At 74.5% G+C, this 10,293-nt stretch carries 9 protein-coding genes; 8 read left to right on the forward strand and 1 reads right to left on the reverse strand.

Going from position 1 to position 10,293, the window contains the following annotated elements; all coding sequences use genetic code 11:
- The first annotated feature begins 151 nt into the window (after nucleotides 1-151).
- Genes O7604_RS03605 through O7604_RS03635 form a run of 7 tightly spaced genes read left to right on the forward strand, consistent with a single transcriptional unit; the run spans nucleotide 152 to nucleotide 8,107 of the window.
- Nucleotides 152-1,348, forward strand: coding sequence for a hypothetical protein (locus O7604_RS03605; protein ID WP_269701773.1), 1,197 nt, complete (start codon nucleotides 152-154; stop codon nucleotides 1,346-1,348).
- A gap of 2 nt (nucleotides 1,349-1,350) precedes the next feature.
- Nucleotides 1,351-2,202, forward strand: a complete 852-nt coding sequence (locus tag O7604_RS03610) for a glycosyltransferase family 2 protein (protein WP_281578846.1) — start codon at nucleotides 1,351-1,353, stop codon at nucleotides 2,200-2,202.
- Nucleotides 2,199-3,293: a glycosyltransferase family 4 protein gene (locus O7604_RS03615; protein WP_281578847.1), complete on the forward strand. Its 1,095-nt coding sequence runs from the start codon at nucleotides 2,199-2,201 to the stop codon at nucleotides 3,291-3,293. The genes O7604_RS03610 and O7604_RS03615 overlap by 4 nt, the downstream gene beginning before the upstream one ends.
- Nucleotides 3,280-4,614, forward strand: a complete 1,335-nt coding sequence (locus O7604_RS03620; protein ID WP_281578848.1) for a hypothetical protein — start codon at nucleotides 3,280-3,282, stop codon at nucleotides 4,612-4,614. The genes O7604_RS03615 and O7604_RS03620 overlap by 14 nt, the downstream gene beginning before the upstream one ends.
- Nucleotides 4,611-5,528 (forward strand): glycosyltransferase, encoded by a 918-nt coding sequence (locus O7604_RS03625; protein ID WP_281578849.1) that lies wholly within the window; start codon nucleotides 4,611-4,613, stop codon nucleotides 5,526-5,528. Before O7604_RS03620 ends, O7604_RS03625 begins: the two co-directional genes overlap by 4 nt.
- Nucleotides 5,528-6,367 carry a glycosyltransferase gene (locus O7604_RS03630; RefSeq protein ID WP_281578850.1) on the forward strand — a complete coding sequence of 280 codons (840 nt, stop codon included), beginning with the start codon at nucleotides 5,528-5,530 and terminating at the stop codon, nucleotides 6,365-6,367. The genes O7604_RS03625 and O7604_RS03630 overlap by 1 nt, the downstream gene beginning before the upstream one ends.
- Before the next feature lie 54 nt (nucleotides 6,368-6,421).
- On the forward strand, nucleotides 6,422-8,107 hold the full coding sequence (locus tag O7604_RS03635; RefSeq protein ID WP_281578851.1) for a glycosyltransferase family 39 protein: 1,686 nt from the start codon (nucleotides 6,422-6,424) through the stop codon (nucleotides 8,105-8,107).
- Here O7604_RS03635 and O7604_RS03640 read toward each other — a convergent pair.
- Entirely contained in the window at nucleotides 8,104-9,324 is a 1,221-nt protein-coding gene (locus O7604_RS03640; RefSeq protein ID WP_281578852.1) for a hypothetical protein, read from the reverse strand. The two genes, O7604_RS03635 and O7604_RS03640, sit on opposite strands and share 4 nt — an antisense overlap.
- Nucleotides 9,325-9,438: 114 nt before the next feature.
- Between O7604_RS03640 and O7604_RS03645 the strand changes: the two genes are divergently transcribed.
- Nucleotides 9,439-10,284, forward strand: coding sequence for a MurR/RpiR family transcriptional regulator (locus tag O7604_RS03645; RefSeq protein ID WP_281578853.1), 846 nt, complete (start codon nucleotides 9,439-9,441; stop codon nucleotides 10,282-10,284).
- The last annotated feature ends 9 nt before the right edge of the window (nucleotides 10,285-10,293 follow it).

A 10,293-nucleotide genomic window follows, 5' to 3' on the forward strand; every position in this document is an offset into this window, starting at 1 on the left:
ATAACGCCGCGGGCGTACCCGCCCGCCGGGTCCATTGCGCGGTGCCGCTCTTGTCGGGTAGAACAGGCCCGCACACATCCGCGCATCTTGGGGGAAGACGAGTGGATTCCGCGTGGTCGGCTCGCGGCCGACGCCGGCGCCTGGGCGCCGGGTGTTAGCCCGGGTCCGGCGGATCGTCTCCCCCGAGCGTCTCTATCTGGTCGCCCTGGGCCTGACCGGGCTCGCCGCACTGGTGTCGGTGACGCTGCCGGCGGCGGAGCGCGGCGAACTCGCGGCGAACATGGTCAGCGCCACGGTGGGCGCGGCCCTCGGCGGGCTGTCCGTCGACACGTTCCTGCTGTCCCGCCCGGCCGGTTGGATCATGTCGCGGGGTCGTCTGTGGATCGCCGGCATCCTCACCGTCTCGCTCGGCCTCACCGCGCTGGCCGCGGCGCTGCTGACCACGCTGGCCGGGCTGGGCAGCCACCCGGTGGGCATCGGGGCGGGCTGCGCGCTCACCGTGTTCAACACCGCCGCGTCGCTCGGCCTGCGCCTGAAGCGGTTCTGGTTCGTCTACACCATGCGGGCGCTCGGCGGCGCGGTGCTGGTGGCCGGGTACGCGCTGCTCTGGCTGGGCCACCGGCTCGACGGTGGCCTGTGGAGCGTGCTCTGGCTGGGCGTGCAGGTCGCCACCGCGACGGTGCTCGGCGTGGCGGTGCTGGGCTGGGCGCGGCGGTTCGGGCCGGTGCCGGCGGCGACGGCCGGGCGTACGGAGTACCGCGCCGACCTGCTCGCGGTGGGCCGGCTGCACGTCGGGGTGTGCGCGCAGATGCTGACGTACCGGCTGAGCCAGGTCCTGGTGGCCCGCTTCGCCGGTGCGGGCGCGCTCGGTGTGTTCGCGCTGGCGGTGGCCGCGCTGGAGTTCGCGCAGTCCGGCGCTGTGGTACGGGCGCAGCGGATCCTCGCCGAGCGTGACCCGGACGCGATCGGCGACCACGGCCGCGAGGTCGTCCGGTCGGCGCTGCCGATCGCCGCGCTCGCCGTGATCGGCCTGGCGGTGCTCGGCGTGCTGGCGCCCGACTACCGCGACGCCTGGATCTTCGGGCTGCTCCTGCTGCCCGGGACGCTGGCGTTGTCGGCCGGCAAGACGTGGAGCGCGGCGCTGCTCAAGCGCGCCGGCGAGCAGGCCACCACCGCCGTGGCCCTGGTCACCATGTCAGTGTCGGTGGTGCTGTACGTTCTGCTCATCCCGTGGGCCGGCGCGCTCGGCGCCGCGGTCGCGTCGTCTGTCGCCTACGGCGTCTACGCGTTGCGCACCCGGCAGCGACTCCAGCGGTCCACGCACCTCCTCGTCAATCGGATGGCCTAGCGGTGGACGTCTCAATCGTCGTGTTGACCTGGGAAGACTTCGAGCGCACCGACGGCTGCGTCCGCTCGCTGCCAGACGGTGTGGAAGCCGTCGTGGTGGACAACGGCAGCGCCGCCGAGATCAGCGACAAGCTGCGGGCGATGTGCGCCGAGACCGGCGCCCGCTACGTGCGTTCGGAGACGAACCTGGGCTACGCCAAGGGCATGAACCTCGGCGTCCGGCACAGCACCCGGTCCCGGGTGGTCCTGTCCAACAACGACATCCTCGTCCAGCCGGGCGCGATCGAGCGGCTGGCCGCCGAGCTGGACGACCCGGCCGTCGGCGCGGCGTTCCCGAAGGTGCTCGACGCGACCGGGCGGGACCAGACCGCCGCCGGCCGGTTCCTCACCGTGCGGACCGGTGTCGCGCACGCCACCGGGCTCAGCCTGGTGTTCCCGAGGCTGCGGATCGTGGCCCCGCCGGAACGGGGCGACTGGCTCTCCGGGCCGTTCGTGGCGGTCCGGCGGGAGACGCTGGACCGGATCGGCGGGGTGGACGAGTCGTCGTTCTTCTACTCCGAGGACCTGCGGCTGTGCTGGGCGGTGCGGCGGCTCGGGCTGCGCCTGGCGTACCTGCCGGACGCCGTCGTGACGCACGAGGACGACGCGAGCGCGAAGCGGCGGTGGGCGGCCGAGGAGATCTCCCGCCGGCAGACCCGGGAGTTCATCCGGGCCAGCCGTGAACTCGGCGGATGGCGGGGCACGGTGGCCTGCTCCGCGTACACGCTGGGGGTGCTCGCCCGGGCGGCGGTGGGCGGCGGGGCCGCGCGGCGGGCGATCGCCCGCGGCGCCCTGGAAGGCATGGGCGTCCGATGAGGGTGCTGTTCGTCTGCACCACCGGCGGGTCGGGGCGGCGGCAGCTCGGCGGCGCCGAACGCTTCCTGATCGAGATGCTGCCGGCGCTCGCGGACCGCGGCGTCGACGTGGTGGCGGCCACTCCGGAGGACGAGGTGGCGGCGGCGTTGCGGGACGCGGGCGTGCCGTGGCGTCGGCTGGGCGCGGCCAGGCGGGTGGACCTCGGGTACGCGCGCGGCATCCGCGCGCTGGTCGAGGAGCTGCGGCCGGACGTGGTGAGCGCGCACCTGCTCTCCGCCGCGATGCACGCCCGCGCCGGGCTGGGCGTGCGGGGCCGCCGCACGCCGCTCGTGGTGACGCTGCACAACAGCCTCTGGCAGTATCGCGACGCGGCGGAGACGCTGCGCGCCAAGGCCGCGGTGCAGGCCAACATCAGCACCGACCTGATGTTCCGGCGGCTGCGGCCGCACGCGACGGTCGCGGTCTCCGACTTCGAGGCCCACGAGCTTCGGGTACGCGGGCGGATCCGTGACGTGCGGGTGATCCCGAATCCGCTGCCCGCCATCTGGCCGCAGGTCGGTGACACCGGCGGCCTCGCGCCGGACGGCCCGGTGCGGGTCGGCTTCCTCGGCCGGCTGGAACGGGAGAAGGGCGCCGACCTGATCGCCGACGTCGCCGCGGCGCTGCCGGACGTGGAGATCCTGGTCGCCGGCGCGGGCACCGTCGACGTCGGGGAGCGGCCGAACCTGCACCTGGTCGGCCGGGTCGACGCCGCGCCGTTCCTGCAACGGCTGCACTGCCTGCTGGTGCCGTCCCGGGTGGAGGCGTTCGGGCGCAGCGCGCTGGAGGCGATGTCGCTGGGTGTGCCGGTGGTGCACTCGGGCGCGGGCGGGCTGACCGAGGTGACAGCCGCCGGTGACGGCGTGCTCGCGTACCGGGCGGAGCTGACGCCGCAGGCGCTCGCCGCCGCCGTCCGGACGGCGGTGGATCCGGTCGCGTGGGACGAGCGGCGGCGCGAGCTGGCCCGGCAGTACGCGCAGCGGCACTCGTTCGACGGATGCGTGGACAACTGGCACGACCTGTACCGGACGGTCGCCCGTGACAGCCGCTGAGCGACGCCTCTGGTCGGTCGGGATCCCGTTCGCGCTGGGCGCGGCGGCGCTGCTGGCCACGCTCGACACCGGGATCGCCGTCGCGCTCGCGCTGGCGGTCGGCACGCTGTTCGCCGCGCGCCTGCGGATGTGGGCGCTCGCCGCCTGCGCCGCCGTCTGGACCGCCGCGCTGCTCGCCGTACGGGTGCTGCCCGGCCCGTACGACTCCTGGGCCGGTCGCGGCGTGCTGCCGGTGCTCGCCGGTTACGTGACCGTCTTCCTGCTGGCCTGGGCGGCGGGGCGGCGGCTGATCGACAGGCGGGACGAGGACGGCGACCGGTCCCGTCCGGCGCTGTCCTGGCCGTCCGAGCGCCGCCTGCTGACGTACCTGCTCGTCCTGCTCGGCGTCGCCGTGGTGACCGCGGCGATCCGGTTCCGGGGGACGGTGCCGCCGCTGCTCGCCGACAACCCGGACGCCGCCCGGCAGGTGCTGCGCGAACAGTCCAACCTCATCATCGGGTTGTTGTCCGAGGCGTGGACGCTCGGCATGGCCGTCTCGCTGCTGCGCGCGCTGTCCGCGCGGGGCCGGGCGCTGCCCGTCTACTACGCGCTGACGGCGGTGTTCACCGTCGGGGCGGCGCTCGGCGCGAGCAAGAACTCGGTGCTGGTGGGCATCGCGCCGGCGCTGATCGCGGCGCTGTCGGTCCGCCGTACCCGGGGACGGGCCGCGTCGTTCCTGGCCGCGCGTACCCCTGTGGTCCTGCTGATCGGCGCGCTGGCGCTCGGGGCGGCGGTGTTCCTCGGCGGGCAGCGCACCATGGCCGGCACCGGCGCGTTCGAGACCGAGTTCCGGGCCCGCTACGGCAGCAACGCGCTGACCAGCAGCGCCGGGTCGCTGGACCTGTCGCTGAGTTCGTCCACCGAGACGTTCGGGCGGGTGTGGTCGCAGCGCGAGCACCTGGAACCCCGGTACGGCACCTACTCGCTGACGTTCCTCGGCTCCCGGGTCGAGCCGATCGTCGGCAAGGCGGACCTGTACGGGCTGACGTCCCAGCTCAGCCAGCCGTACCTGATGAACACGGCGACGTTCGTGGCCATCCCGCTGCTCGACTACGGCCCGCTGGGGGCGGTGTTCTTCCTGGCCGCGCTGGGGCTGGCGGTGGGCGCGACCGAGCGGTGGTTCGAGTTCTCCCGCGCGCCGGCCGGGCAGCTGGCGCGCGCGTTCGTCGTCTACTTCGCGCTGTTCGGCGTCTACGAGCTGTATCCGCTGATCTATCCGACCTGGCTGAGCCTGGTGCCCGGCCTCTGGGTGCTGCACCGGCTGGGCAGGAGCACGGCATGACCTTCGACGGGCTCACCGTGGCCACCGTCCTCTACCGGTCCGCCGGCATGCTCGCCGAGACGTTGCCGACCTGGGTCCGCAGCGCCGGTGACCTGCCGGTCCGGTTCGTCTTCGCGGACAACTGGCCCACCGACGCCTGCGCCGAGGTGATCGCCGGGCACCTGCCCGCCGACCGGTACGCGTACCTGCCCGACGCCACCAACCCGGGTTTCGCGGCCGGGTGCAACCGGGCCGCCGCGACGGTCACCACGAGCCATCTGCTGCTGCTGAACCCGGACGTGTGGCTGCCGGACGACGCGCTCGCCCGGATCTGCGCCGCCGTCGCCGCCGACCCGGACGCCCCGCTCGCGGTCGGCCTGGCCATGCGCGGCGGCGAGTACGTGGGCATCGACCTGAACCCGGTGTCGCTGTTCATCGACAGGCGGGCCACCGCCGGCCGTGCCCCACTCGGCCCGTCCGGTGGCGCGGCGGTCTTCCCGACCGCGCTGTACCAGCGGTTCGGCGGCTTCGACGAGCACCTGTTCGCCTGGGGCGAGGACGCCGACCTGGCGTTCCGGCTCTACGCCTCCGGACTGCGCACCCACGGTCTGGACGTGGTGCTGCCGCACGCCGGCGGGCACAGCGTGGACGGCGACGACCGGTTGCAGGGATTCCGGGCGTTCCTGCTGGCCCGCAACCGGCTGCTGGTCGCGTCCCGCACGTTCACCTGGCCGCTGCTGCTCGTCGCGGTGCCGGTACTGGCGCTCGCGCACCTCGCGCTGGCCGCCCGGCGGATCCGGCAGGGGCTGCTGCGGCCGTTCCTGCGCGGCATCGGACGCGGGCTGGCCGAGGGACCGGCAGCCCGCCGTCGGTGGACCGGGCCCCGCTTCGGGTTCGCGTCCCTGCTCGGCTACCTGACCGCTCGGAGGGCGTGATGACGGCGCAGCCGTGGACCGTGGTGACAGTCACCTACCACTCGGCGGAGACGCTGCGCCGCTGCTGGCGCGGCCCGAAGCCGTACGAGTGGCTGGTGGTCGACAACGCCTCCGCCGACGACTCCGCGGCGGTCGCCGAGGAGCTGGGCGCGCGGGTGATCCGGCTGCCGGAGAACGTCGGCTTCGCCCGCGCCAACAACGTCGCGTTGCGCCAGGCGACCGGCCGGTACGTGCTGTTCGCCAACCCGGACCTGGAGGTGCGCCCGGACGACCTGGACGCGCTGGCCCGGCACCTGGACACGCACGGCGGACTGGTCGCGCCGCAACTGCTGGGCACCGACGGCACGCCGCAGGCGAACGGGCGCGGCTTCCCGTACGCGACGGCGAAGGTCGGCAACCGGAGGGTGTGGCCGCTGTCCCGGCTGCACGCCTCGTACCGGCTGGTGGCCGCGCCCGGCGAGACCCGCCACGTCGCCTGGGTCATGGGCGCGGCGGTGGCCGGCCGGACCGCCGACGTCACCACGCTGGGCGGGTGGAACGAGCGGTTCTTCCTCTACTACGAGGACCACGAGCTGGGCCTGCGCGCCTGGCGGCACGGGATGCCGGTGGCGGTGCTCGGTGACGTGCGGTGGACCCACCACTGGGCCCGCGCGACGAACTCGGTGCGCTGGTCCCGGGCGCACACGCTGGAACTGCGCAGCGCCCGCACGTTCTTCGGCATGTTCCCGGAGTTCCTGGTCGGCCTGCCGCGACCGGCGCGCCGGCACCGCCGGGCCGCCGGGCTGGTCGGCACGACGGTTCCGCCCGAAGCGTCCACTCCGGACCTGAACGGGCAGTGATCGGAGCCGGTCGCGGGGCCGCTGACGTGAATGACGCTTTGATACCGTCTCGCCGTGTCCGTGACACGCCCGGCCTTCTCCCCCTCGATGGCACCCGCGCCGACGACGCCGGTGCCGGCGCGGCCGGGCACCCCGGCGGCGGTCGTCGCGGTCGCGTGGGAGCGGCTGAGCCGGTCCCCGTACTGGTCCGTCGCGGGCCTGCTGGTCGCGTTCGGCGCCGTGCTGCGGATCCGGCAGTGGGCGTACGCCCGCAGCTTCTGGAACGACGAACTCTCCATCGCGCACAACATCCGGGAGCGCGGCTACCTGGATCTGTTGCAGCCGCTGGCGTTCAGCCAGTCGGCACCGCCCGGCTGGCTGTGGCTGGAACGGTTCGCGCTGGAGCAGTTCGGCGACGGTGAGCGGGCGCTGCGGCTGGTGCCGCTGCTGTTCGGGCTGGCGCTGCTGCCACTCGTCGCCTGGCTCGGCCGGCAGCTTCTGCCGCCGCTCGCCGCGCTGGCGGCGCTGCTGCTGGTCACCGTCGCGCCGTTCCTGATCGGCTACTCCAACGAGCTGAAGCAGTACAGCGCCGAGGCGTTCGGCGTCACGCTCGTGGTCGGCTTGGCGCTGCTGCTCGTCCGGCGCGGCCTGACGTGGGCCGGGTCGGCGGTGTTCTGGTCGGCCGCGGCGGTCGTGGCGTTCGTCAGCACCCTGTCCATTCCGGTCACCGGCGTGCTGGGTGTGCTGCTGGCCGGGTACGCGCTGGCCCGCCCGGATCTTCCACGAGCGACCAGGTGGCGTGATCTGGGCCGGTTCCTCGCCCCGGCACCGGCCTGGGCCGTGGTGGCGCTCGTGGTGTACGTGCTGTTCCTGGCGCCGGGACTCGCCGATCCGCAGCTCGCCGCGTACTGGCGGGCGAAGTCGATCTATCCGGCGCACTCGCTGACCGACCTGGCCGCCACCGTGGAGTGGCTCGCGGCGACGTACCGAAGTCTCGCCACGGTGCCGTTCGTGGCCTGGTCGGCCTGGGTCGTCGTACCGCTGCTGGTGCTGGGGGCGGCCGCCGGGCTGCGCCGGCTGTCCACGGTGGGGGTGCTGGTCCTGCTCACCCCGCTGGCGGCGGGGCTAGCCGGCGCGGCGGTGTCGGTCTACCCGTTCAACGGCCGGCTGGCGCTCTACGCGGTGCCGGCGTGCCTGCTGCTCGCCGCGCTCGCCGTCGCGCCGCCACCGGCGCGGACCGGGCTGCCCGCCCGGATCCGGTGGGCGGTCGCGGTGGTGCTCCTGCTCGCGCTCGCCGTTCCGCAACTGGCCACCGCTGTGGTGGCGACGGTGCATCCGGCGCGGGCCTTCGCCCAGGGCGGCGGCGCGAACGCTGTCGACTACCGGGGCGCGCTGCGCCACCTGGACGACAAGCGCCGCCCGGGTGACCTGGTGCTGGCCACCACCGTCTCGTGGAACGCCCAGGCGTGGTACGGCCCGGCCGCGGACGCCTACGTGGTCGCCGCCGGACCGGGCGGCTGCCCGGGGCGGAACGTCTCGACGCTGCTGCCCGGACGGTCCCGGGTCTGGCTGTTCCAGGCCACCGACTGGGCCGACGCGGCGAACCGGGACGTCATCGTCCGGCTCGGCGGCAGTGGTGTGGCGGTGACCGAGCGGCAGTTCGGCGGGGCGCGCGTGGTCCGCTTCGACCTGGCCGCGGGCGTCACCAAGGGCAGCGACGTCTGTCTGGTGCCGCCGCCCAACGGAGCGGCTGTCCGTTAGCTGTGGCGCTGCCAGAGGTCGCGCAGGGCGTCCCAGTTGCCGCCCAGCCCGGCCCCGCAGGGCGTCTCCATGTAGATCGCGCTGGTGTTGTCGTCGCGGCCCCACCAGATGCCGCAGACCGGGCGGCCGTCCTGGCCGTTGCCGGCGTACTCGACGTAGCTGCCCTGCGCCCCGCTGACACCGCCGGTGGCCAGGCCGGCCTCCCTCATGCCCGGCGCGAGCGCCCGGCCGATGATGCCCATCTGTTGGCGGAAGGCGCGCGCCGCCTCCTTCTTCTCGGCCGACTCGTACTCGGCGAAGTGCAGCGACACACCCAGGTAGCGGCAGAAGACGTGCTGCTTCTCCCCGGCGGCGAGCCCGGGGCCGCTCTTCTCGGTGTTGATCGCGCAGCCACCCATGCCGTCGAGCCACGGCTCGGCGATCGGCATGAGCGCGGCGTCGAACTTCGCCTTGTTCAGCGACTGCTGGGTGGCCTCGTACAGTGCCGGGGACGCGCTCGCGGTCGGAGTGGACGGTTCGCCGCCGTCGGCGAGCGACCGCCCGGCCAGCAGGCCCGCGCCACCGGCGAGCACCGCCGCCATGACCACGCCGCCGATCCACAGGCCGGTACGGCTCTTGGGCGGGCGGGCGACCGGAGCGATCCGGGGACCGCCGGTCGGCACGAGCGGGTCCGGGGCGGTGGCCTGGGCCGGGATCGCCGGCACCGGCATGCCCGGCGACACCGGCATGCCGGGTGACACGGGCGCGCCGGACGAGACCGGCGCACCGGCGGACACGGGTGCCCCGGAGACCGGCTGCTGCGGCGTCATCGCCCACGGCTGCGGGCTCCACGGCAACTGCGGCGGCGACGAGACCTGCTGCGGCGGCGCGGACACCGGCGGGGGCGGCGGGAGGATCTCGGCGGTGGCGATGCGCTGGTAGTCCATGCCCAGGCTGCGGAACAGCCGCTCGGCCGCGCCGTCCTCATCGGACGGGTACGCCACCCAGGGCTGGCCGGCGGCGAAGTCGGAGTTCACGTACCGGTGGCCGCCGGGCGTCTGGGCCAGCACGTTCGCCGCGTTGGTGAACGCCTCGCGCCAGCGCTGGTCACCGGCGGCGGCTCCGTCCAGGACCGCCACGGTCAGCGCGCGGTCCTGCCCGTCGAGCGCGGCCCAGGCCCTGCCGACCTGGCACTCGCCCAGCACCTCGGTGAACCTGTACGGACCCTCCGGCTGCATGCCCCACTCCTCTGCTCACCCGCCGTGCGGATAGTACAGAGAGCACGCTCATCGGATCTCCCTGCGGTCGGACCACCCTTGCGCGCTGAAAGTTTTCATGCATAGAGTCCTGGCGTGAATGAAAGCGGTGCGGCCTCCCCCGACCGCCTGCTCGACCTGTTCCACGGCGTACGGCTCACCCCGACCCAGCGCCGCATCGCCCACTGCCTGGTGCGGCACGCGGGCGCGGCGGCGTACCTGTCCGCCGCCGAGGTGGCCGAGCTGGCCGGCGTCAGCCAGCCGTCGGTGACCCGGTTCGCCATGGCGCTCGGGCACGACGGCTACCCCGCGCTGCGCCGCCGCCTGCGGGAACTGACCGTCACCGGGTCGGCCGGACCGGCTGCCGGCAACGCCCTGCAACGGGCGGTGCACGCCGAGCGGGACAATCTCGACCGGCTCGCCGCGCAGCTCGCCGACGCCGGCCGGGTCGCCGAGGTCGGGAAGCTGCTGGCGGCCAGTCGTCCGCTGCCGGTGCTCGGGCTGCGCGCCGCCGCGCCGCTGGCCGCGTACTTCGCGTACTTCGCCGCCAAGGTGCACCCGGACGTGCGGGTCCTCGACGACGGCGGCAGCATGCTGGTCGACCGCCTGGACCAGGCGGCGGCGGCCGGCGCGACGGCGCTGCTGGCGTTCGTGCTGCCCCGCTACCCCCGGGAGACCCTGGACGCGCTGCGCGAGGCCCGGGACGCCGGACTGACCGTCGTGGCGATCACCGACTCGCCGGTGAGCCCGGCCACCGAGCACGCCCAGGTGGTGCTGCCCGCCGCCGTCGGCGCCGACCTGGTCTTCGACCTGCACACCGCACCGATGACGCTGGCCATGGTGGTGCTCCAGGCGATCTGCGACGCCGCACCGGCCGAGACCCAGAACCGGCTCGAGGCGTTCGAGTCGTCCGCCGCCCGCCGCCAGTTGTTCCTCGGCTGAGAGGAGTAC

Origin of the sequence: Micromonospora sp. WMMA1947, assembly GCF_027497355.1 — a bacterium.
In the GTDB taxonomy this organism is placed as follows: domain Bacteria; phylum Actinomycetota; class Actinomycetes; order Mycobacteriales; family Micromonosporaceae; genus Micromonospora.

Coding starts and splice junctions, on each gene's coding strand:
- O7604_RS03640 (WP_281578852.1), bottom strand. CDS start 9,324: ATGCAGCCGGAGGGTCCGTACAGGTTCACCGAGGTGCTGGGCGAGTGC.
- O7604_RS03615 (WP_281578847.1), top strand. CDS start 2,199: ATGAGGGTGCTGTTCGTCTGCACCACCGGCGGGTCGGGGCGGCGGCAG.
- O7604_RS03630 (WP_281578850.1), top strand. CDS start 5,528: ATGACGGCGCAGCCGTGGACCGTGGTGACAGTCACCTACCACTCGGCG.
- O7604_RS03625 (WP_281578849.1), top strand. CDS start 4,611: ATGACCTTCGACGGGCTCACCGTGGCCACCGTCCTCTACCGGTCCGCC.